Origin of the sequence: Oscillibacter acetigenes (assembly GCF_025567605.1) — a bacterium.
Classification (GTDB): domain Bacteria; phylum Bacillota; class Clostridia; order Oscillospirales; family Oscillospiraceae; genus Oscillibacter; species Oscillibacter welbionis.
In genome coordinates this window covers 38,078-59,879 of record NZ_JAOQKG010000001.1, presented here as the reverse complement: position 1 = coordinate 59,879, position 21,802 = coordinate 38,078, and the positions used below count along the sequence as shown (strand labels likewise).

At 51.8% G+C, this 21,802-nt stretch carries 18 protein-coding genes and 1 other annotated feature; of the genes, 5 read left to right on the top strand and 13 right to left on the bottom strand.

The window, feature by feature from the left end:
• Positions 1-1,189: ABC transporter substrate-binding protein (locus tag OCV80_RS00300; protein WP_267288139.1), on the bottom strand; the 1,189-nt coding region annotated here is incomplete at its 3' end.
• 51 nt (positions 1,190-1,240) lie between these two features.
• The gene (locus OCV80_RS00295; RefSeq protein WP_025544633.1) at positions 1,241-2,239 is read right to left on the bottom strand and encodes a LacI family DNA-binding transcriptional regulator; all 999 of its coding nucleotides are present in this window, start codon (positions 2,237-2,239) and stop codon (positions 1,241-1,243) included.
• Positions 2,240-2,620: 381 nt separating this feature from the next.
• On the opposite strand from OCV80_RS00295, the gene OCV80_RS00290 reads away from it, so the two are divergent.
• The 3 genes from OCV80_RS00290 (at position 2,621) to nagB (ending at position 5,942) form a co-directional block, all read left to right on the top strand.
• Positions 2,621-4,012, top strand: coding sequence for an MATE family efflux transporter (locus OCV80_RS00290; protein WP_267288138.1), 1,392 nt, complete (start codon positions 2,621-2,623; stop codon positions 4,010-4,012).
• On the top strand, positions 3,996-4,619 hold the full coding sequence (locus OCV80_RS00285) for a DUF624 domain-containing protein (RefSeq protein ID WP_267288137.1): 624 nt from the start codon (positions 3,996-3,998) through the stop codon (positions 4,617-4,619). Before OCV80_RS00290 ends, OCV80_RS00285 begins: the two co-directional genes overlap by 17 nt.
• A 534-nt stretch (positions 4,620-5,153) precedes the next feature.
• Positions 5,154-5,942 carry a glucosamine-6-phosphate deaminase gene (nagB, locus tag OCV80_RS00280; RefSeq protein WP_025544637.1) on the top strand — a complete coding sequence of 263 codons (789 nt, stop codon included), beginning with the start codon at positions 5,154-5,156 and terminating at the stop codon, positions 5,940-5,942.
• A 381-nt stretch (positions 5,943-6,323) separates the two neighbouring features.
• Here nagB and OCV80_RS00275 read toward each other — a convergent pair whose 3' ends face one another.
• From OCV80_RS00275 to OCV80_RS16480, 3 genes are all read right to left on the bottom strand, one after another.
• Positions 6,324-7,514 (bottom strand): ABC transporter ATP-binding protein, encoded by a 1,191-nt coding sequence (locus OCV80_RS00275; protein ID WP_136891662.1) that lies wholly within the window; start codon positions 7,512-7,514, stop codon positions 6,324-6,326.
• Between the two features lie 542 nt (positions 7,515-8,056).
• Positions 8,057-8,428 (bottom strand): enoyl-CoA hydratase-related protein, encoded by a 372-nt coding sequence (locus OCV80_RS16485; protein ID WP_160117410.1) that lies wholly within the window; start codon positions 8,426-8,428, stop codon positions 8,057-8,059.
• 321 nt (positions 8,429-8,749) lie between these two features.
• A complete protein-coding gene (locus tag OCV80_RS16480) occupies positions 8,750-9,142 on the bottom strand; it encodes an oxidoreductase (protein WP_353866947.1) in 393 nt (130 codons plus the stop codon).
• A 514-nt stretch (positions 9,143-9,656) separates the two neighbouring features.
• On the opposite strand from OCV80_RS16480, the gene OCV80_RS00270 reads away from it, so the two are divergent.
• The gene (locus OCV80_RS00270; protein ID WP_081692058.1) at positions 9,657-9,857 is read left to right on the top strand and encodes a helix-turn-helix domain-containing protein; all 201 of its coding nucleotides are present in this window, start codon (positions 9,657-9,659) and stop codon (positions 9,855-9,857) included.
• Positions 9,858-10,253: 396 nt separating this feature from the next.
• Here the strand turns inward: OCV80_RS00270 and ade are convergent, their stop codons facing one another.
• The 6 genes from ade to OCV80_RS00240 form a co-directional block, all read right to left on the bottom strand.
• Positions 10,254-12,050 (bottom strand): adenine deaminase, encoded by a 1,797-nt coding sequence (gene ade / locus OCV80_RS00265; RefSeq protein ID WP_333635542.1) that lies wholly within the window; start codon positions 12,048-12,050, stop codon positions 10,254-10,256.
• A gap of 453 nt (positions 12,051-12,503) precedes the next feature.
• Positions 12,504-12,974, bottom strand: a complete 471-nt coding sequence (xdhC, locus tag OCV80_RS00260; RefSeq protein ID WP_025543849.1) for a xanthine dehydrogenase subunit XdhC — start codon at positions 12,972-12,974, stop codon at positions 12,504-12,506.
• Complete coding sequence (gene xdhB / locus OCV80_RS00255) at positions 12,919-13,854, bottom strand: xanthine dehydrogenase subunit XdhB (protein ID WP_025543848.1); 936 nt, start codon at positions 13,852-13,854, stop codon at positions 12,919-12,921. Before xdhB ends, xdhC begins: the two co-directional genes overlap by 56 nt.
• Before the next feature lie 16 nt (positions 13,855-13,870).
• A complete protein-coding gene (gene xdhA / locus OCV80_RS00250) occupies positions 13,871-16,234 on the bottom strand; it encodes a xanthine dehydrogenase subunit XdhA (protein ID WP_119310835.1) in 2,364 nt (787 codons plus the stop codon).
• A gap of 116 nt (positions 16,235-16,350) precedes the next feature.
• Positions 16,351-17,739 carry an NCS2 family permease gene (locus tag OCV80_RS00245; RefSeq protein WP_249390721.1) on the bottom strand — a complete coding sequence of 463 codons (1,389 nt, stop codon included), beginning with the start codon at positions 17,737-17,739 and terminating at the stop codon, positions 16,351-16,353.
• Positions 17,740-17,883: 144 nt separating this feature from the next.
• A complete protein-coding gene (locus tag OCV80_RS00240; protein ID WP_249390720.1) occupies positions 17,884-18,651 on the bottom strand; it encodes a GntR family transcriptional regulator in 768 nt (255 codons plus the stop codon).
• 1,176 nt (positions 18,652-19,827) lie between these two features.
• Here OCV80_RS00240 and OCV80_RS00235 point away from each other — a divergent pair.
• Positions 19,828-20,169 (top strand): hypothetical protein, encoded by a 342-nt coding sequence (locus OCV80_RS00235; RefSeq protein ID WP_158629827.1) that lies wholly within the window; start codon positions 19,828-19,830, stop codon positions 20,167-20,169.
• A 331-nt stretch (positions 20,170-20,500) separates the two neighbouring features.
• Here the strand turns inward: OCV80_RS00235 and rplL are convergent, their stop codons facing one another.
• Together rplL and rplJ are read right to left on the bottom strand one after the other, a co-directional pair.
• The gene (gene rplL / locus OCV80_RS00230) at positions 20,501-20,872 is read right to left on the bottom strand and encodes a 50S ribosomal protein L7/L12 (RefSeq protein ID WP_021747848.1); all 372 of its coding nucleotides are present in this window, start codon (positions 20,870-20,872) and stop codon (positions 20,501-20,503) included.
• 51 nt (positions 20,873-20,923) lie between these two features.
• Positions 20,924-21,466 (bottom strand): 50S ribosomal protein L10, encoded by a 543-nt coding sequence (gene rplJ / locus OCV80_RS00225; RefSeq protein ID WP_021747849.1) that lies wholly within the window; start codon positions 21,464-21,466, stop codon positions 20,924-20,926.
• A gap of 33 nt (positions 21,467-21,499) precedes the next feature.
• Positions 21,500-21,624 (bottom strand) — a sequence feature (ribosomal protein L10 leader region).
• Positions 21,625-21,802 lie beyond the last annotated feature (178 nt).

Below are 21,802 nucleotides of genomic sequence, written 5' to 3'. Positions count from 1 at the left end.
TGGCGTCATCCACGATGGTGGTCCAGTCAAAATTGCCGTTGGAGGGATAGGCAAAGCCGTTGGCGGATGCGTCCATAAATACCTGCGCGTTGATATTTTTAAAGTTGGCCACATACCCCTCCTGTGCGGACAGGTACGCCGGGATGTCGATGCCCTCTTCCGCCTCGTGGCTCATGGCCTCTTCGCCGGTGATGTACTTCATCAACTCCCAGGCGGCTTCCTTGTTCTCGCAGTTGGCAGACATAACATAGCCCAGACCGCCCATGTTGGTCTTGTTGTCCACAGCCATGGAGGGCATCTGGATCAGCTGGACATTGCCGTCTGCCGCCAGAGAGCTGTCCTCCAGCACGCCGGACTTCCAGGAGCCGATGAAGACGATGGCCGCCTGGCCGGAGATGAAGAGGTCGGTGCCCTTGGTCTCCGTCAGCACGGAGTAGGGAGCCATCTGCTCATCGTTCATCAGGTCCACTACCTGTTGGATGGCGTCCTTGGACTCCGGCAGGGCGATGCCGCATGTCTTGCCGTCATCGCTGAGGTAGTTGCCGCCGTTCTGATACAGGAAGTTCATCCAGGACGGCTGGGCGTCCAGCTCCATGACGATGGGGTACTCGCTGCCTCCGGCGGCCGCGATGGCGTCCCGCAGCTGGGTGGCGATGTCCCGCATGTCATCCCAGGTCCAGCCCTCCTGGGGCAGCTCCACACCGTAGCGGTCAAACAGCTCGGTGTTCAGGGCCACCGCCACAGCATCCAGCCCCTTGGGCAGGGCGTACTGCTGGCCGTTCACATTGTAGGCGTTCACACGCCCTTCGGCATAGACGCTCATATCAAAGCTCTCGCCCTCAATGTAGCTGTCCAGAGGCTCCAGAACCCCGGCGTCCACATATTTCTGGACGTAGGTGTTCATCCAGAACACATCCGGGGCCTCATTGGTCTCCAGAGAGGCATCCAGCTTGGTCCAGTAGGTGTCCCAGGGGATCTGCTCGATGTTGACTTTGATCTCTCCCTCGTGAGCAGCGTTAAAAGCGTCCACATTTTCCTGGATCACCGGCAGCTGGGCCTCATCCCACAGGGACAGGGTCAGGCTGACGGGACCGTCGGAGCTTTCGCCGCTGCCGCCGCAACCGGTGAGAGCTGTTGCGGAAAGGAGCAGCGTCAGTGCCAGGAGCAATGCTGTAATCTTCTTTTTCATACCGATTCTCCTTTTGTTGATTCGTTTCCTTAAACACCCCATTCCGAGGGATCAAACAGATTTTGGCACCGGATCGCTGAGCCGGCGGCAGCTCTGCCGCTCCACAATGGAGTGAGGCAGCAGAATCTCCGAGTGGATCGACTTCGGCGGCTGGCGGAACAACTCTAGAGATTTCTCGATGAACACATCGATGGGTTGATGGATGGTGGTCAGCGCCGGACGGATCCGGGTTGCGATGGTCAGGTCGTCATAGCCCAGGACCGATATATCCTCAGGCACCCGCAGCCCCGCGTCGTACAGGGCCGCCATGACGCCCACCGCCAGCTCATCGCTGAAGGCGAATGCCGCGGTGAATTGCTTTTTCTCCCGCAGGGCTGTGGCCATGGCTTGGTAGCCGGCCTCGAAGGTGACGCCGCCCCGGAGTACCAGGGACTCCGGGAATTCCAGTCCCCGCTCCTCCATCGCCTTGCGGCTGCCGGTGATCCGCTGGAACCCAGCGCCGATCTTCTGCTCGTCGTCCGAGAGGAAGAGAATCTCCCGGTGGCCCAGATCCAGCAGGTAATTGGTACCCTCATAGGCGGCGGCGATGTCATTTACATGGACTCGGTCGGACTGGTGGTCCAGGGCCACGCCGCCGCACATCACCGTCCGCAGGCCGCAGCTTTGGAGATACTGCAGGATGCCGCTGTCGATCTCCTCCTCAAAGTAGATCACGCCAACGGGATGCATCCGGCTCACGAAGTTCCGCACTGTCTCCGGCGACTGGGGGTTATAGCGCAGCAGCATGAAGGTGTATTCGCTCTGCGGCTCCTGCTCCAGCAGCTCCGCCAAGGTGCGCCCGTAGAAGTCAAACCGCAGATGGGTTAGCAGGATCAGGATGATCTGCTTGCGGGGCCGCCGGACCACCGGACTTCCGCCCAAGGAGAACAGGGCGCTCTCCACCTTGCTGGCAATCTCAGAGCTGACGTCCTCAGATCCGTTAATATAGCGAGAGACGGAGGCCGGTGACACACCGGCTTCCTCCGCGATTTTCCGGACGGTGATCTTCATAGAGCCCTTCCTCACATTTTATTTCTGAAACAAATTTTTTTGCTAGTACTATCCTGTGATTGGTTTTGTTTTTTATCTGTTTTTTTCCTGTAAAAAGATTATAACTTTTCCTCAAAAGCCTGTCAATATTACGAATCTCCCAGTTTTTTATCTCCGTTTCCGAAATATATTTCTGAAACATTTTTGGTTTATTCCATGTTCAACCGATTTCCTCAAAAAAGCAGTCCACTGTTATCGAAAATTTTACGCAAATTTTATCTGTGCAGTTTTCCGTGCTTTTTTTCAAGATCAGCCTCTCTCTTGACATTTATTTTTCTTTCTGCAATACTTGCAGATGATAAATCAATTCTGAGGGGACTTCTCCCAAAGGGAGGAAACATTTTGAAACAAATCACATACAGTCAGCCGGATCAGTCACCGCTTTTCCGCCCCATCTTACGCTTTTCAATCCCCCTGATGCTCACCGGCCTCTTGCAGCTGGCCTATAACACGGCGGATTCCGTAGTGGTAGGCCGCTATGCCGGCAGCACTTCTCTGGCAGCAGTAGGGGCCACTACCTCTATTATCTTTTTGCTGGTGACGCTGTTCAACGGCGTATCCATCGGCACCAACTATCTCACCGCCCGGTACTACGGTGCCGGGGATCAGGAGGCCATCTCCCAGACGGTCCACTGCTCCGCCGTCCTCAGCGTGATCCTGGGGCTGATGGCCGGTGTCGTGGGGATTCTTTTCTCCACACCGCTGCTGGAGCTGGCCGGGGCTCCAATGGATGTGCTGCCGCTCTCCTCTCTTTATTTGAAGATCTACTTTCTTGGCATCCCCGCCCTGGTAGCCTATAACTTCGGCAGTGCCATCCTGCGGGCAGTGGGGGACACATTGTATCCCCTAATCTTCATGATCGTTTCCGGTGCGATGAACGTGGGACTGAACCTGCTATTCGTTATTGTCTTTCATCTGGGTGTGGCAGGTGTGGCTATCGCCACCTCCGTCTCTCAGCTGCTCTCCGCCGTTCTGGTGATCATCCGGCTGTGCACGATCAATTCCATATGCCGTCTGGACCTGCGGAAGATCCGCCTCTACCCCGACAAAGCCGCGCTCATGTTGAAGATCGGCCTCTCCGCCGGCATCCAGGGCATCATCTTCTCCATCGCCAACGTGATGATCCAGTCTGCCGTAAACTCTTTCGGCTCCGCCGTCATCGCAGGGAACTCCGCCGCCTCCGGGCTGGAGAACTTTATCCACACCGCCCAGAACACCTTCTATCAGGCTACTATCACCTTCACCAGCCAGAGCCTGGGGGCCAAACGGCCTCGGCAGGCGGTCCAGGTCTTTTGGATCTGCATGGGACTGACGGTGGGCCTGGGCCTGGTGATGTGCGTGCTGCTGCGGCTCTTCCAGACCCAGCTGCTGGGCATCTACGTCAAGCCCGCGGATGACGCCTATGAGGCCGTGATGGCCGCCGGTGTGACCCGGGTCCTGGCTATCAGTCAGTTCCAGTGGATAGGCGGCATGATGGAAACCGCCTGCGGCTCCATCCGCGGCTTGGGCAAAACCATCAACCCCACCGTCACCACACTGATCGGTGCCTGTGGACTGCGGGTCATCTGGCTGTATACCATCTTCAAAGCTGTGGGGACCATCGAGAGCCTGTACTGGTCCTATCCCGTCTCCTGGACGCTAACCTTGGTCATCCATATCGTTTTCCTGCTGATCTACAAGCGCCAGCTGGAAGCCCTACAGAAAGGAGAAAACGCCTGTGCGCCACCTGTTTGATCTGGACTCCCCTGTGATGTCCGCCCTGTCCACCCTGCTGGACTTCTTCGTCCTCAGCATCCTCACTCTGCTCTGCTCCCTGCCAGTGGTCACCGCCGGGGCCTCCTGGTGCGCGCTATATAGCTCCATGGTAGACATGGTGGCCGGTGCCCCGATGCATATCCGGGGGTACTTTTCCCACTTCCGGCAGCTCTTCAAGCCCGCCACGAAATGTTGGGTGGCCATCCTGGCTTTGGCGTATCTGTTCTATCTGGACTTCCAGGCCATCGGCAGTCTGCCCCCTTCTGTCCAGCTCTTCTTCTGGGGAGGCGTGTTGTTTCTGGTGTTCTGCCTGCTGATGGCCTCGGCCTTCCTGCCGCCGGTAATCAACGCCAATCCCTCCCTTCGCTTCCTGCAGCTGTGGAAGGCGGCCCTAGTCCAAGGCATTGGGCGGCTGCCCCGGTCTCTGGCAATTTTGGCAGTGCTGGTCATCCCTGCTGTAGTGCTGTTCTTCTCTCCCCGGTGGTTCTGGCTGCTGATTTTCGTGTGGTCTTTCTTGTGGCCAGCAGCAGCGGGCTACCTGTGGGCCCGACTTACGGTTCGGCTATTCGGGCCTCTGGTCAATTGATCAATAAAGGCCGACGGTTGACCTTCTCCAAAACGCTGAAGCCCGCAAGTCTATGCCAAAATGGCGTAGGCCGCACCCCTATTTCTATTCATTCGTTTTTTGAGCAAGGTGACATTCCCACCTCTTTACCATGCAGGAAGAGAATCGCTGTTGCACCCTTGGCAGCCGCTATCTTCACAAGGAAATAGATGACGTATCTTTTATGCGGCCAGGGAGAGTGTCACTTCGGAACTGCTGGCTGATACTATTTGGACACTGCCGAAGGAAGAATATAACAGAATCCCCCTGTATACGAAGATCCAACATCGAGTCTTATTCTGACGGCCTGTTTCGAGCGGAGGCTGTCATTCTCAAGCATTTCCGATCCCGTGTAGAACGGGCGTATCCCAGTTCATCTCAGGTACAATCCGGTGCTAGGGTGCTGATTCTAGTGAATCGGGGATACTTCGCATTGGAGGAGCACATCGGCATAGCTGCATCGGCAACATAGCAGCTGCCGGAAATAGTCTGTGACATACGACAGGAGGGATTTCATTGAAGATTATTTGTGCGAAAGACTACAGTGACTTGAGTCGCAAGGCCGCCAACATCATCTCCGCCCAAGTTATTCTGAAGCCGGAGAGTGTGCTGGGCCTGGCTACGGGTTCCTCACCGCTGGGGGTCTACCGCCAGTTGATTCTCTGGTACGAAAAAGGAGATCTGGACTTTGCGGAGGCAACCTCGGTGAATCTGGACGAGTACCGGGGGCTGTCGGCAAACAATACGCAGAGCTATCACTACTTCATGCATAAGAACTTCTTCGACTACATCAATATTGCTCCCGACCATATCCATATTCCCGATGGCATGGCTGCGGATCCGGATGCGGAGTGCCGCCGGTACGACCGTCTGATTGCGGATTTGGGCGGTATCGACCTGCAGCTTCTGGGGATTGGCCGTAATGCCCATATCGGTTTCAACGAACCGGACGATCACTTCTCCAAATACACTCACCAGGTTGACCTGACGGAAAGCACCATCGCCGCGAACACCCGCTTCTTCGAGCGGGAGGAGGACGTTCCCCGGCAAGCCATCTCCATGGGGATGCAAGCCATTACCCAAGCCAGAAAGATCCTTCTGATCGCCAGCGGTGCCGATAAGGCCGACGCCATTTACGCCAGCTGTTTTGGACCGGTGACTCCCGGAATACCAGCCTCCATTCTCCAGCTCCATCAGGATGTTACGGTCATTGCCGACAAAGACGCCCTCTCCAAATGCCCGCAGCAAGCTTGGGCGCAGAAAGCCCCGAGCAAAGAAATCCACACTGGGTTTCTTTTCAGATAAGCAGCAAGGTATTTCTCCAAATTGTCTGTCCCTGTCCACCAGCTTCAGCTCTGCTTGTTATCTTCGAACCCTAGTGATTGCCCCAATCCCGATGTTCTTTGCAAGCAGACTCATTGTAGCCATTATGACCGCTATCCTCACAAGGTGTTCGCTATGTGTTCCAAGAGCAGGTCAACACCTATCTGACCACCGGTCCAGTGAAAGGCCGGACACTCTCACGGCACAGACACACCACTCCAGCCTGTACTGTCTCCATTTTTCCGCCACTGCTTTGGAGGCGGCGAGACCAGAGGCGTATGGAATACAACTCTTCCCAAAAGAGAAAGCCGGGTTCTCCCTTTCGTGAGAGCCCGGCTTCAGATTCTTTAGATTGAGAAAGACTCAGAATTCCAAGTTCTTGCCGTCGTTGCCGAACAGGTGACACGTACTGCCGCTGAATGAGAAGTCAATCTCCTTACCAATGGTGAAAGCATCGGAATAGTTGCCGTTAATATCTGTGGTAGGGACAATGATGACCATATCTCGACCGTTCACATTGGCGTGCAGGTGGATCTCACTGCCCATCATCTCAAATACATCCATCCGGGCCTTGACAGAGCCGGACTCACACTGCAGGGAGATATGCTGCGGACGAACGCCTAGTGTGACATGCTGCCCCGCCACGCCCTTAGCAGCCAAACGTTGTTGCTTGTTCTCGGACAGCTCTACAGTCATGCCATCCAAAACGACAGCATAATGGCCGCCCCTTCCAACCAACTCCGCATCAAAGAAATTCATCTGCGGCGTACCGATGAAGCCAGCCACGAACAGATTGGCAGGATGGTCAAAAACCTCCTGAGGCGTACCGATCTGTTGGATGAAGCCATCCTTCATGATAACGATCCGGTCCCCCAGAGTCATAGCCTCTGTTTGATCATGGGTGACATAGAGGAAGGTAGTATTGATCTTCTGGCGCAGTTTGATAATCTCTGCGCGCATCTGATTACGCAGCTTGGCGTCCAAGTTGCTGAGAGGCTCGTCCATCAGCAGGATCTTGGGTTCCCGTACGATAGCGCGGCCAATCGCCACACGCTGCCGCTGCCCACCGGATAAAGCTTTTGGCTTGCGGTCCAGGTACTGCGTAATGTCTAGGATCTCCGCCGCCTCACGCACAGCTTTGTCAATCTCGCTCTTAGGGCGCTTGCGCAGCTTCAGTGGGAACGCCATATTTTCATACACTGTCATATGGGGATAGAGCGCGTAGTTCTGGAACACCATAGCGATGTCCCGGTCTTTAGGGGCTACATCGTTCATCAACTTCCCATCAATGTACAGTTCTCCGCTGGAGATCTCCTCCAGCCCCGCCACCATTCGCAGAGTGGTCGACTTGCCGCAACCAGAGGGGCCGACCAACACGATGAACTCCTTGTCCGCCACATCCAAGTTAAATTCCTGAACAGCCACAACCCCCTCATTGGTCACCTGGAGCTGGGCCTTTTTCTCCTCGCCGCTCTCGTGCTTCTTTTTGGACTTCTTGTGATCGTTCGTTGCGGGATAGATCTTCTTCACATTTACCAAAGACAGTCCTGCCATCTTTCCCGGCTCTGACCGCTCCGCCTCCGCGGATGCGTTCTCACGCGGTACCGCGATGGGCGCCGCGCTTTACAACAGGTCTCCACACTGCCGCACCGTGAGCCGTACCGGTATGTATTTCCTCCTTTTTGGCACCCGCACAGCTGAGAGATGGAGAGCATATGCAGGCTTTTCAATTTTGTTGGGAACTCCAACACCAATAGTTTACGTGTTTTTTTGCCGTCAAGGAAGATCGCAATATCAACAATTTTCCCCTTGAATTTTTGTTTAATATAAGCATTTGATTTTTCATGATCTCTCAATTCATGTGCTCACTCCTCATGGCAGATGATCCATTCCCATCCGGACAGCCTTGAACTGTAGGCGCTACCTTGTTATGACGGCCCCAAGTCTTCAATCCTTTGCTCCACTCCGCATTATCTTTGAAATCAGAGCGGATATGTCCGTGTTTCCGTCTCGAAGCACCTTTATTCTTGAGCCAGGTTGACACCGCAAAATGACGGGAACTCCGAGAAAAAGAAAGCCGCCGAAATCAGCCGGGCCTAAGCTCCTTTGATCATCCGGCGCCTTCTATTGGCAGAGCTATTGATAACTTCTCCACCTTTCACTGCGATAGAAATATCTGCCCCGGCAGGATAGCACAAGCCGCCCAGACAATATCCGTGGACCGCGCAGATCAAAAGGACCCGCAGGTCATACAATGCCTGTGCCCCGTCGTAATAAGTCTCCTGCGTACTAGTTATGTCCTTATCCAGAATACTCTGATAAAATAATTTTATATCTACTCCCACACCGAAAGTCTTCAGTACAGAATGAAGAACAACATACCCAAAGATCGTCCTCGTAGTTGATATAATCACAAATTCGTATGCATTCCAGAACTGGATGACTCCTATCTTTACGCTGATTTGCATTTTAGCAGGTTTCAAAATTGCAAAGCTTGACCCCAATAAAGGCATTACATTGGAGGGGTAGCCTTCTGTATATGCTACAAGTCACCGGACCGCGTCTTTCGACGCGACCTGGTGACTACAATGTGCCCTCAACGCTCTGTCAGTCCACTGCCATAGTCAATTGGGATAGAATCTTGCACCTTTAAGGAAACTGAGAGGGCGATCACCTCAAAGTCCTCCGGTAGTTGGACAGGCGCCATCTGTTGGTGTCCAAGATCCGGCGCGCCTTCCGCCCCGTCTCCCTGCCGCTGCCGCTGTCGATGACGCAGATATCATTGCCCCTCAACTGCGCCATGCCGAGTTGAGGATGGCGCTAGGAGCCATAGGCTGTTTCCCGTCATTCAGCGCAGACGGGGCCTCTCGGCCACCGTGGTGGAGCTGAACAAATATCCTAGCGCCGTGACAGCGGACCCGCTCCGTACTACGTATATGTTTACGGGTGGCGGTACAGAGCTGATTTGGATTGCAGGCGCCGCTGGTTTCATCCATCCGAGTAAATTCCGTGAAAATCAGGCCGCAACCGCCTCTTGCTCGATCCTCATAGAATCGGATCAGTTCCAGCGATACCTCGCCGTCCCAGGACGCCAATCCGTTTCCCATAGCCGTCATTGCGACACGGTTGCGGATCTCTACTCCACCGATACATCCCTTTTCAAATAATTTCTGACAGCGCATTTCCTATGGTTCACTCCTTATCAAATTTTCCCCGGAACCGGTTTTGAGATAAGGCATGGTTTTGGCTCCTTCTGCGCTCCTGCACGTCCGCTTCCCCTGGTTCTTTTTCTAAATCCGCCAGGATACCATTGATGAAATACTCCCCGCCAGATACCTGAATGAGTCCTTCAAGTCACGATACGCACTGGAGGCGGGGTAATATCCAATCGGGCGGGTGGTGAGTCGTATCTTTACGCCTTCCGAACAGGTCCCTCTGGTAAAAATATTAAAAGACCGCTATATGAGATCCTGATCGAACATACAGGGTTTCCTACATGTGATATTGATTCCCAGAATTTTTCGGATGTGGTCTTCCCGCCCCCCCATTTCACAGCTCGGGCAATCAAAGTTCCCACTACGTTCATTTCGTGTATAGGGCCGTACTTCTTAATTTCTAAAGCAGAATATGAGGGTTATATCCCCTTAAAAAGCAAGTTTATAATCCCCACACTGTATAAATACAGAGGTGAAGCAAATGATTATCTTTCATCGCCTGTGGGCTACTATGGAAAGCCGCGGTATTTCTATGTATCAGCTTAGAGAAAAATGCGGGATTGACAGCAAAACGATCCGCAGACTTAGAGCAAATGAAAATATTGAAACAAAAACTTTGGATAAGTTGTGTTCTGCTCTTCATTGCAATTTGGATGATATTGCTGAATACAAGGAATCCTAAACTGTTTTTGAGCATATAGTCACAAATCCTTTTGCAGTCCCTGCAGGCCAGCGTGCTACCAGAGCCATCAAAATAAATACCTGAGAAAGTATCGAAAGTAATCCGGTATATTTTAAAGCAGACAATGCTGAGTATCTCACAAGAAGTCTGGACCTTACTGTGGAAGTAAGAGAATTTTACGCCAAAAAAGAGTTCGCGCCATACATCACAAAAATTAGAAGAAGGAGAATAGTAACGCCATTCTCCTTCTTTGTTTTAGGCTTCAAAGCACAGGAAATATGGAGCCTATGATCCGAGTTATCAAGGAATATTTTAGATGTCAGATGGAGGGGCCCGCAGCCAAGAGAGCCCCTCCGGAACCATGTGTTGCTTCAACTCGCCGCCAGAAATCCCCAATTATTTTTCTGGTATTTCCACCGGGATCAGTCGATGTTCCAGTACATCCACCAACCCCATATCCGTCAATCCAAGTTCCGGCACTGTGGGAAGCGAGATAAAGCTCAAAGTCATGAAAGGGGCACTCCCGCGGCATCCCAGACTTCGGGCCGCAGCATTTAGCCCGTCCAATTCCCTCATAACCGTGCCAGCATCCTGCTCACTCATCAATCCGCCGATGGGTAAGCGCATTTTTGCCATCACCTCGCCGTTACGGACCACACAGAGTCCGCCCTGCATTTCCTGAATCACCTTAACACTCTGTGCCATATCCAGCTCATTGACACCTACTACCACGATATTATGGTGATCGTGGGACATGGAGTAGGCCATAGCCCCCTCCCGGAGGCCAAAGCCCCGTACAAATCCCACTCCCACACCGCCAGTTTTTCCGTAGCGCTCTACAATGGCCAGCTTTAAAATATCATGTACCGGATCTGCCAGTATTTCCCCATTAACGCAGGGCAACGTTGCGATTAGCCGTTTATTGATAATCTGCCGGTCAATCAGATCTATAACTGTAACTTGCGTCTGGGGACGATCCGTTCGAGCGGGGACCCGAAAGCTCTTTTCCGTAATCAGCTGTTTCAGCTTTACTGTATTTTTCAACCATTCAGGATATTCCCCAACTTCACATGTCTGGATCAGCTTGCAATCTTTCGCTACCAGGCGCCCCTCAAAATACACCTGGCTAGGCTTCATTTCCCGCAGATCCTCCACCAAAAGAATATCCGCTAGGCGGCCCGGCGTAATAGATCCGATCTCATCTTCCAGCCGGAAATGCCGGGCGGCGTTGAGCGTAGCCAGCTTCACTGCGTCTATTTCTCCCACACCCAATTCCATGGCCCGGGCAACATTATAGTTAATGTGGCCCTCCCGTTGGATCTCTCCAGCATGCTTATCATCTGTACAGAACATCAGATTGTCCAGAGGCAGCTTCTCTCTCAGTACACCGCCGATGAGGGCATCCAAATTGCGTTCGGTGCTGCCCTCCCGAACCAACACACTCATACCCACCCGTAGGCGTTGGAGAAGTTCCTCCTCGGTAACGCACTCGTGGTCATCAGAGATCCCAGCAGAAGCATATACATTGAGTTCCTGCCCCAGGCGACCGATGGCATGACCGTTTACGATTTTTCTCCGCGCCAAGGTATCCGCAATCTTTTCGATGTATTCGTCTTTCACCAGCAGGATTTTAGAGGGATCCAGCTCGCCCAGACTGATGGATTCCTGCCAGTCCATAATAGCGCGTACCTCTTCGGCCCCCATATAGGCTCCGTTAGTCTCTAGGCCCGGCGCTGTAGGTACTCGTGAGGAAACTTCAATAAGCATCCGGTATGGCAGGCGGGAAATAGAATCCAGCATAGCCTTCAATCCATCCGCTCCTGCAACGTTTGCAATCTCCATAAGATCCGCGCACAGTGTAGTAGTCCCTTGAGGCACCACCACTGAAGCCAGAGCTTCTGGTGAAAGCATAGTTGACTCGAAATGCATGTGAGTATCGATGAGCCCCGGCACCGCGAACTGTCCGCAACACTCCACTACTTCCTGGGCCTCCAGATTTGCTTCTGGTGAAATGGAGATAATCCGGCCGTTTTTGATATAGATATCTGTGTTATAAATCTCCGATGAATATACATTCACCAGTCGAACATTCTGTAATTTCAAATCACAAGGGTGCTTCCCAAGCCCCGTCTCAATGGTATCTTTAATTTCTTCAAAAGTGCGCATGGCTTTTTCCTTTCGTTGGATTTCCATTGCGTTAGCCCCAGCCTCCCCGATAGCTCATCATAATCTTTCGTGATAACTCCGGGAAGAGACTTGGTCCCTAGATATTTTATAGCATCTGCCTAGCGTCTTTCAGCAAGGGAAGAAAGAAGTGAATTCTTGGGGATAAGGCCAGTTATGGGTGACAGCAGAGCCTCCTTGATCCCATAAATAGTGATGCTAATGTTTTCCCAGCAGATAATACTCATGGTGCTCAGGCTACAGTGGAATACAGTGTACAGGTCCAGAAGGAATCCCAATCACTGGTGCGGCACATGCGCTGCCAGTATGCGCTCCGCATGGCCCGCAAAAAGTGTTTCTGTGATTTCGATGTTTTCTTACTCTGCCAAGATGTCTCCCCAATGGCGTGTCACTAGTTACCACAACCTGTTCACTATTTTACACAGGTAGACAGAGATATAATTAGGAATTATTCCCACCATTTTACTTTGCATTGACACCGACTACCCGCTCAACGGCGTTAAGAATATTTTCATAACCGGTGCAGCGGCACAGATGACCGGAGATTAACTTACGCAATTCGTCCCGGGTATACTTCTTTCCGGAATTGACGATTTCCACTGCGGTAAGAATGAATCCCGGAGTACAAAAACCACACTGTACTGCAGCTTCGTCCACGAACGCCTGCTGTACAGGGTGCAAGCAACCGTTTTTTGCCCGCAGCCCCTCTACTGTGATAATTTCTCGTCCATCTGCCCACAAGGTCAAATAGATGCAGCTATTAGTTGCCTTTCCGTCCAGAAGAACCGTGCATGCGCCGCACTCCCCAACCCCACAACCTTTTTTGACACTGGTGAGTCCAAGGCGCTGGCGTAATGTGTCCGTCAGGCACTCATCCTCACGGACAGCCAGCTCCACTGGTGTTCCGTTGACTATCATGTGGATCACTTTCATTCAAAATTCCTCCTGCTTGTTTGACCGCCCCTTCCACAGCTCTCTGGCTCAATTCCCGAATCAACTGCATCCGTAGCTCTCGAGATGCCCTCCAGCTATCTCTTGGGAACAATTCCCGCCCTACTGCATCTCCAAGCAGGCGCAGTGTATGTCGGTCCACAGGCAGTCCTTTCACCAGAGCTTCCACTGCCGGACAGCGCATGGGAACTGGCGCCGCCACACCAAAAGCGATCCGCACTTCCCGAAAGGTCTTTTTCCCCGCATCTAGCTCCACATACGCCGCGCAACCCAAAGTGGAAATCTCCAGGGCATTGCGCTTTCCATACTTGATGTAATAGCTGCCGCATCCCGGCCGGATTATAGGAATCCGCACCGCCGTCAGCAGTTCCCTTTTTCGGTCCAAGGCCGTGCGTCCGGGACCAGTATAAAACGCACCGATATCCAGTTGCCGCTTGGTTTGGCTGATATCGGTGAGTTCCAGCCTAGCATTGAGTACCAGCAGCGGCGGCGCACTGTCAGCACTGACTGCGCCATTACAGATATTCCCTCCCAGCGTAGCCACAGTGCGAATCTGGGGGCTCCCCACCTGGTCAGCCGCCTGCCACAAGCAAAAGGCGTGCTCCCGAATCACTCCAGTTTCATGGAGTTGGTCAAAGCAGGTACCCGGCCCTACCACCAGTTCTTCCTTCTCCCGGCGCACACCCTGAAGCTGCGGCAGGCGGTGAATACTCAGCAGAGAGCAGTCTTTCCACTTCCGCTCCCGAACCTTGATTAAAACATCCGTTCCGCCGGAGATAACAATGGCATCCGGATGTTCTGCCAGAAGTGAGAGTGCCTCTCCCAGGTCCTTTGGCTGATAAACTTGTCGAATATCATACATAGCGTATACCTCCCGCTTATGTCTCCGCTATATGCTCGCACGACAGTGGTTGTATCAGTCCAGCTTGTATAAAGGCGTGGATCAGCCGCTCCGGTGTCAGGGGCAGCTCATAGACGGCCACGCCCGTGGCATGGAGCACAGCGTTCCGGATAGCCGGTGCCTGTGGGATCATGGGCGGCTCTCCCAATGCTTTGTTCCCAAAGGGGGCGGAGGGCTCATAGGTCTCCACAAACTCCACATCAATCTGTGGGATGTCCATGGCTGTCGGGATTTTATAGTCCAACAGGTTGTCGTTTCGCATCTTACCAGTCTCGGGGTCAAAAAGCATCTGCTCCGTCAAAGCATATCCAATCCCCATAGCCACACCACCGTGAACCTGAGCTCTAGCAAGCGCCGGATTGAGAATCTGGCCGCTGTCGTGAATCGCTATCACGCGGTTGATTTTAATCTTGCCGATAGGAACATCCACCTCTAAATCAACAAAGCTTGCACCGAAGGCAAATGCGTTATGACGCATGGTGTAGGTGGATTCCGCCGTCAGATGTTCGCTGTTTATCTTTGTGCTGTTGGTGTACTGCATTCGGACTGCCACATCCCTCACCGTCCCCAGGACTGCGCCATCACGGCCTGTAATCCGTCCGCCATCAAGGGCAAGATCTTTGGAATCTGCTTCGTACAAACAGGCAGCCCTGTTCAGGATTTTCTTCCGAAGTATCTCTGCTGTCTGCTTCACCGCACTGCCGGAGACATAAGTCTGGCGAGAAGCGTATGCCCCCGCATCATGGGGAGAAACATCCGTATCCTGGCAGGAGACTACATACACGTTCTCTTCCGGAATTGTGGTAATCTCCGAGGCGATTTGGGCAAATACAGTATCGGAGCCCTGTCCCAGCTCCGTAGCACAGACCTGTATCTGTAGGCTGCCGTCATCATTGAGCAGCATCCGACAGGAAGCTGTCTCCAATTGTATGGGATAGACCCCAGTCTTATAGGCAAACACTGCCATGCCCAATCCTTTCTTGAGATTGGACGATGTATGGTTGAACGCATCATACGCCTGACGCTTCGCTTGCCAGTCCACCAACTCACACCCACGGTCGATGCACCGTTCCAGACCGTTGCTGGCACAGAGAAACCGGTCAAAGGGATCCAAGAAATGCAGGCCCATCATATTCTTTTTTCGAAATTCCACAGGATCCAAATGATACCTCAGTGCCAGATCATCCATCTGGCACTCCATCGCAAAGGCCACCTGTGGAATCCCATAGCCCCGCATAGCTCCCGCCGAGGGCATATTGGTATAGACCGTAGCGGACTCTCCCACCTGCTTGCCCAAAGCAGGATAAAGCTGGAAATAGTTAGTCACCGCATAGGCGGCCACAGCGTGGCCGTTAGAACCGTACGCGCCGCTGTATGCATTCAGGCGAATGCCCTTCTGCGTGATTCGTCCCGTATCATCCACACAGGCCGCCGCCCAGATGTCCATGGCATGACGAGTCCGGCTATTGACAAATGTCTCCTCCCGGCTCATCACAAAGGCCACGCACCGTCCTCCCAGCCGTAAGGTGAATAAAGCCGCCAGCGGCTCATAGAACATATCCTGCTTATTGCCGAATGCTCCGCCCACATAGGGCTTGACCACACGAATCCGGCCTGTGGGGATACCCAGAGCATCGGAAATATGTTTGCGTAGGGTGTGGGGTGCCTGATTGGGCGACACCACTACAATTTTCCGCCCGCTCATATAGGCAAAGCAACAGATGTTTTCAATATGGCAATGTTGCTGGGCCGGTACATGAAATTTTGTTCCTCGTAAATCGACATAGCCGCCGATACATGGATCCATGGAGAACGTTCCCTGATAAAACCGGACATTTTGGCTCTCATCAATGATAAAATCCATGCGCCCCCCCTGATTATCCGGGGATTTTTCATGCAGAGGAATCCCACTGATCACAGCAGCCTCCGGTGTCAGCAGCGGCGGCAGTTCTTCGTACTCTACCCGGATAGCCTCCAGTGCCTTCTGAGCCGCCAGATCGCTTTCTGCTACCACTGCGGCAATCTCATCTCCATAGTAGCGCACTCGTTTGGTCAGTATTCGCTTGTTGGCCACATCGGTATGTGCGGGATCCAGGGAAAGCGGATGTCCACAGGTCGCATACTCCCAGTCCGGCACATCAAAACAAGTTAAAATATCCACTACGCCCGGGATCTTCCACGCCTCGTCCACATCAATAGCGCGTACTGTTCCATTTGCAATGGTGCTGTGAAGAGTCTTTCCCACCAGTGCATTAATAGGAATAAGATCCTCTGTATACTTTGCCGCGCCGGTCACCTTATCCACAGCGTCTAGACGCGGAATGCTATTTTTGATCCCCATGTGCTTTTCTCCAATTCTAGGGCAAAGGACTCCCTCCCACAATCGGATTGGAAGCCCCTGCCCGTTTTTCGGAAACTTGATTGAAATGTACTCCCGATGAATCGTCCTGCCGGGCCTCAGTTAAAAAAGATTTCCAAAAGCAGATACAGTAGGAACACGCCTGTCAGTATCCAAGTGGAAATCGGGAGCTTTCTAGCATTGCCAGCAAAGACCTGTCCGCCAGTGTAAGCCAGCAGTCCGAAGAGGATACCATAGGCGATATTGAAGGTAAACGCCATAAAAGCCACGCAGATGAATACCGGGAAAGCAGTCTTGGTATCACTCAAGTCCACATGCATCAGCGGCTCAATCATAAAGATACCCACCATAACCAGTGCCGGGGCGGTGGCAATACTGGGGATCATCAAAAACAGCGGGGTGAAGAGCAGCGACAGCAGAAAGAACACCCCTGTGGTAATGGCAGTAAGACCTGTTCTTCCGCCCTCAGCAATACCTGTGGTACTCTCTGCACCAAACACCGTGACGGTCTGGGTGCCGAACACAGCTCCTACTGCAGCCCCTGCTGCAGACACAAACAGAGCTTTGCCCGCGCCGGGCAGTTCACCCTTTTCGTTGACAAAACCAGCCTTGATTCCCACACCTACCAGCACGCCGATACTGTCGAACATATCCACAAACAAAAAACTAAAAATGGCAAAGAGAACACCAATGATAGCCGCCACACCGCCCCCAAACAGGCCATCAAATGTCAGTTGTCCAAAGGTAGGTGCTAGCGCCTCAATGGGGTTTTCCAAAGAGACCAGACCCTGCCATTGGGTATAGGTAGCACCTGTAGCCGGGTTTTCAAAAAGCATACCTGCAAAGGTAATAGCCAATATCCCTATGAGGATGGCGCCTTTGACCCTCATAATAACCAGTCCCGCTGTCAGGAGAATCCCCAATAGAGCCAGAATGACACCGGGATCCTGCAAATTGCCCAGGCACAGCAAATTATCAGGGTCATAGGCTATGATACCAGAATTATGCAGCCCCGAGAATGCAATGAAAAAGCCGATAGCCGCAGAAATAGCCTGCTTAACGCACTCTGGAATGCCGTTAACAATGCGCTCCTGTACACCTGCAACGCTGAGGATACTGAAGGTAACACCTTCCACAAACACACAGGCCAGGGCATTTTGCCATGACAGCCCCAGCGTACCGCAGACTGTGTAGGCAAAATATGCGTTGAGTCCCATGGCAGGCGCTAAGGCAAAAGGAAAATTAGTCAAAAGGCCCATTGCGATGCAGGCGATAGCTGCCGAGATAGCCGTCGCCCATAGTACCGCCTTGGAATCCATTCCTGTTGAGGACAGAATCGCCGGATTTACCGCCAAAATATAGGTACAGGTCAAGAACGTAGTCAATCCAGCAATGATCTCAGTTCTCACATTGGTGTGGTTTTCCTTGAGATGGAATCTCTTTTCCAGAAAAGAACCGCTGTTTACAAGCTGTGTTTCTTTTGCCATTTTAGCACCCCCATTTTTGTAGTATCTATTTGTAATACAAATAGATATACATTTATAGTATCAAAGCGGCACCACCAAATCAATGCACTTTTGCGAAAAAAAAGAGAGCCGATTTTCTCGAACTCTCACAAAACTCTGGGGTATTTATATTTTTTTTCGCAGAATTGTGTGCTTGAAGATGCCGTTTGCGTAATACTCCTGAGAATACAAAATGGGTTGACCCACAAAATTGTATCCCAGTTCATCGATGTACAAAAGCGGAGAGCCCTGTGGGATCTGAAACACATCGGCCCGCTCTGCATCCGCAGCCACAGCACTAATTTCAGATAGGTCCATATAAATCTCTGTGCCGCAATATTGTTCCACAAACTCAAATACAGGACTGTCCAAAAGCGAAAGGTCATATTCTTTTGCGACGATACTCCGACGCGCAATGTGGTCTACGCAATAGATTGCTGGCGCACCATCAGCTGTAATTAGGCGGACACTGATTACTACATCCTCCCCCGCTTTAATTCCAAGCTTCTGCGCTGTACGAACATCTGCTTTCCCCATCGCATTACGGACAAATGCCACACCAGGTATATAGCCAGCGGAGCGAATCATATCCAGAAATTCCTCTTCCAGATCCAACCGCACCTTCACATCCAACACATGCTGATTGATAATAGTACCAATCCCATGCTTACGGCTGATAAATCCCTCCCGTTCCAGTGTAGAAAGGCAGTCCCTCACCATGGTCCGGCTGATGCCAAAGTGCTTTGCGATATCTGGTTCCGAGGGAAGACGGTCTGCCCGAGAATATATGCCGGACTTGATCTCTTGGAAAATCTCCTTCGTATATTTCTCCGACAACTGCTGAGGTTTGCTCATTTTGAAAGGTATCCTTTCTGTTTTCTTCACTAAGAACACCTCTCTTTCCTTCCTCTCTCGGAACACACTCGTTTAGAACCGATAAAGCTCCCCAAGAATATGCTGTTGAGGTTGGTGTTTATCATCAAGGTGTCTGTTATATTAGCAATTTTTGTATTTTTCAGTATATCACGAAAAACTCTGCTTCGCAACTTCATTTTGGGAACATGCAAATTGTGTAAAGATATCATGAAATTTTTATAGATAAAGTCTACCATTATCGGATTGATGCCTTCATTTGCATCAAAATAACGGAGTCTTTGGAAGAAAATCTTAGGGTAGGTAACCCTCTGCGTCCTAGAAGTTTTCCCAAGTTTATATTTTTTGATGAGATAGGCCAAAATGTCGCTGCCTCATTAGCTGCATTCTCCGGGAGCCAACTCCAGAAAAGGAAAACCTATTGGGACACAAGTGTTTCAGTGGGATTGCACAATTTTTGCAGTATTTGCAGGCAAGACTCGGAGGCATTGCGATGCAATGCCTCCGGGCCTTTTTACAAATAGTTGTTAAATAGCAGTCAGCAGATTATTCCTTTATACTCTCTGCTAACCCTTTTGCCGTATCCATATAGTCCTGTGCTTCTTCTTCAAAAGGACTCATTCTTCATCGGCTATGCAAACCAGTTCGCCGCACGCTTTAATGTGTTGCACTTTATTCCTGAATGCTGTCTTTTCCCGCTGAGATGGGCGAGCCCTTGCGCTCATTCCTCAAATGTGGTATCATGAAAAAATTTTGAGGAAGGGTGTGATTTGGATGGAACTGTGCAAGAGGGACGAGACTCAAGCAGAAAAGGTCTGCATGGATGTTTTACCGGAGAGCAAGGCCTCTATATCTATGATAACGGAACTGCTGGCCGAAATGCGATTGGACAGATTTGTCTGCTTCCTGAAATAAGTGCCGTTTTAAATCAGTCAGATGCTGTATGTATACCTTTGACGGCTGCCGCGTCAAGCATTCTTTCCATTTCTATATATTGTTAAATTAAGGCCGTCACAGAAATAGTCAAAAATACTCCAAAGAAATAGCGGAGCGTTTGCCATAAAGCGAAAGAAGATTAACCCCAATCGGATTCCAATCAGTCCTAAGAATTATGATCTGGAGAAAATCAGGGAGCAGGAGCTTGTTAAGATCCGGGAGCTGACTGGTGTCTCTTTATCGCTCCAGTGACCCTCCTCTGTGATTCATACCGAGGGAGATTTGACGCATTTTATCCGCACGATAACCACAATTGCTGTCTCTGCGGCATTTGCAACCATCGCAGAGCCAATGATTCGGAAAAGAATTCTTTCTTCGGAGGAACTCCGAATTGTGCTTCAACGGGCGGCTATGAATGAAGAGATCGCGGACGGCGAGATTTCTGTTCAAGACATTCAACAGATATTATTAAATGAATACAGCCTCAAAGTCATAAATGTTAGTGGGCAATGCTCTCTAGGGGGAGTGGAAAATGCAAAACCGACAATGTGGAATCTACAAATGTATATAAAAGTTATAGGATTATCGCAGAGTTCTGCATGAATTTAACCCAAAAGCTCCCCATGCCTTCCAAGGGCATGGGGAGCTTTTGGGTTAAATTCCACGTCCATTGGACAGGGAATTTCTCTCCAGTATTGTGTCTCTCCCTTCAATTCTTGCCGCATTCTCCCTCAAATTTTGACAGGATGGTGTGAAGAGATTTTATTTTGATTTGTTTCGGAAAACGGCTTGAGTACCCATATCTTCTGTTTCAGGGCACAAAAAAGGGCCCAAGGTAACGTAAATTACCTCAGGCCCAATTTCATCATCGGGTCAATATTCCAGGGAGAATCTGCCTAGGATAAAAGGCAGAAGCCCAAGTATGGAAGTTCGATTACTTCAGCTCGACCTTGGCGCCAGCCTCTTCCAGCTGAGCCTTCAGAGCCTCGGCGTCCTCCTTGGAAGCACCCTCCTTCAGGGTCTTGGGAGCGCCCTCGACAGTAGCCTTGGCCTCGGCCAGGCCCTGGCCGGTGATCTCGCGGACAACCTTAATGACCTTGATCTTGGCAGCGGCGTCGAAGCCGGTCAGGACCACGTCGAAGGAGGTCTTCTCCTCAGCGGCGGGAGCGGCAGCGCCGGCAGCGGGAGCAGCCATAGCGGCGGCGGACACGCCGAACTCCTCCTCCAGAGCGTGCACCAGCTCGCTCAGCTCCAGAACGGTCAGGCCCTTGATCTCTTCGATCATAGCGGTAACTTTCTCAGACATTGTAATAGCCTCCTAATTGTAAAATTTAAAAGTAAGAACTTGCCGCCTCAATTACTCAGCGGCGGGGGCAGCTTCCTCGGCAGCGACAGCCACGGGCTCGCCGCCCTTTTCGGCGATCTGCTTCAGGACCACAGCCAGACCGGTAATGGGAGCCAGCATAGTACCCAGGAACTGGGCGCGCAGAACGGGCAGAGCGGGGATGGAAGCCAGAGACTGGATGGTCTCCAGAGAGACGGGCTTGCCGTCCATAAAGCCGCCCTTGATCTCGAACTTGTCGTTCAGCTTCTTGGCATAGTCGCTCATGACGCGGGCGGGAGCGACTACATCCTCCTCACACAGAGCCAGAGACGTGGTGCCGTTGAGCAGATCGTCCAGCTCGTTCAGGCCGGTGTTGTTGAAGGCAAAGCGGAGCAGGGTGTTCTTGACAACGGCGTAATCGACGCCGTTCTCCCGGCACTCTCTGCGCAGCGCGGTGTCCTCCTCAACGGTGATGCCCTTGTAATCCACGAGCACGCCGGCGGAAGCTTTCTGGATCTTCTCAGTCAGCTCGGCCACGATGGCCTGCTTTTCAGATAAGACCTTTGCGTTAGGCATTCTAGTGTTCACCTCCAGGAAAATTGTCGGTGCGTTCAAAAAAAGGAACCGTCCCTGTGCGCAAAGACACAGGGACGGATAGCAAATCAAGTTTGCCGCCCTCGGCAGGATTTATGGCTCATGCCACCTGCTGTCTTTGGAACGCATCTGGTATTATATTTAATTCTCGACGATTTGTCAAGAACTAAATAACAGATTTCCCCAGATCCCACAGGACCGGGAAAAATGCCCGGAAAAACCTCCGGTTTTTTCCGGTTCTTCCGCCTGCAGCGGAAGACGAAAACCGAATCATTTTGCCGCAACATGTGTGCGGCGAAAATTCATCGTCCCGCGCAC

What these genes read in the sequence shown, in the direction of transcription:
- OCV80_RS00270 (WP_081692058.1), top strand. Translation starts at nt 9,657, where the DNA reads ATGATTATCTTTCATCGCCTGTGGGCTACTATGGAAAGCCGCGGTATT.
- OCV80_RS00245 (WP_249390721.1), bottom strand. Translation starts at nt 17,739, where the DNA reads ATGGCAAAAGAAACACAGCTTGTAAACAGCGGTTCTTTTCTGGAAAAG.
- OCV80_RS00275 (WP_136891662.1), bottom strand. Translation starts at nt 7,514, where the DNA reads ATGGCAGGACTGTCTTTGGTAAATGTGAAGAAGATCTATCCCGCAACG.
- rplL (WP_021747848.1), bottom strand. Translation starts at nt 20,872, where the DNA reads ATGTCTGAGAAAGTTACCGCTATGATCGAAGAGATCAAGGGCCTGACC.
- xdhA (WP_119310835.1), bottom strand. Translation starts at nt 16,234, where the DNA reads ATGGGGATCAAAAATAGCATTCCGCGTCTAGACGCTGTGGATAAGGTG.
- ade (WP_333635542.1), bottom strand. Translation starts at nt 12,050, where the DNA reads ATGGAAATCCAACGAAAGGAAAAAGCCATGCGCACTTTTGAAGAAATT.
- xdhC (WP_025543849.1), bottom strand. Translation starts at nt 12,974, where the DNA reads ATGAAAGTGATCCACATGATAGTCAACGGAACACCAGTGGAGCTGGCT.
- OCV80_RS16480 (WP_353866947.1), bottom strand. Translation starts at nt 9,142, where the DNA reads ATGCGCTGTCAGAAATTATTTGAAAAGGGATGTATCGGTGGAGTAGAG.
- OCV80_RS16485 (WP_160117410.1), bottom strand. Translation starts at nt 8,428, where the DNA reads ATGCAAATCAGCGTAAAGATAGGAGTCATCCAGTTCTGGAATGCATAC.
- OCV80_RS00295 (WP_025544633.1), bottom strand. Translation starts at nt 2,239, where the DNA reads ATGAAGATCACCGTCCGGAAAATCGCGGAGGAAGCCGGTGTGTCACCG.
- xdhB (WP_025543848.1), bottom strand. Translation starts at nt 13,854, where the DNA reads ATGTATGATATTCGACAAGTTTATCAGCCAAAGGACCTGGGAGAGGCA.
- rplJ (WP_021747849.1), bottom strand. Translation starts at nt 21,466, where the DNA reads ATGCCTAACGCAAAGGTCTTATCTGAAAAGCAGGCCATCGTGGCCGAG.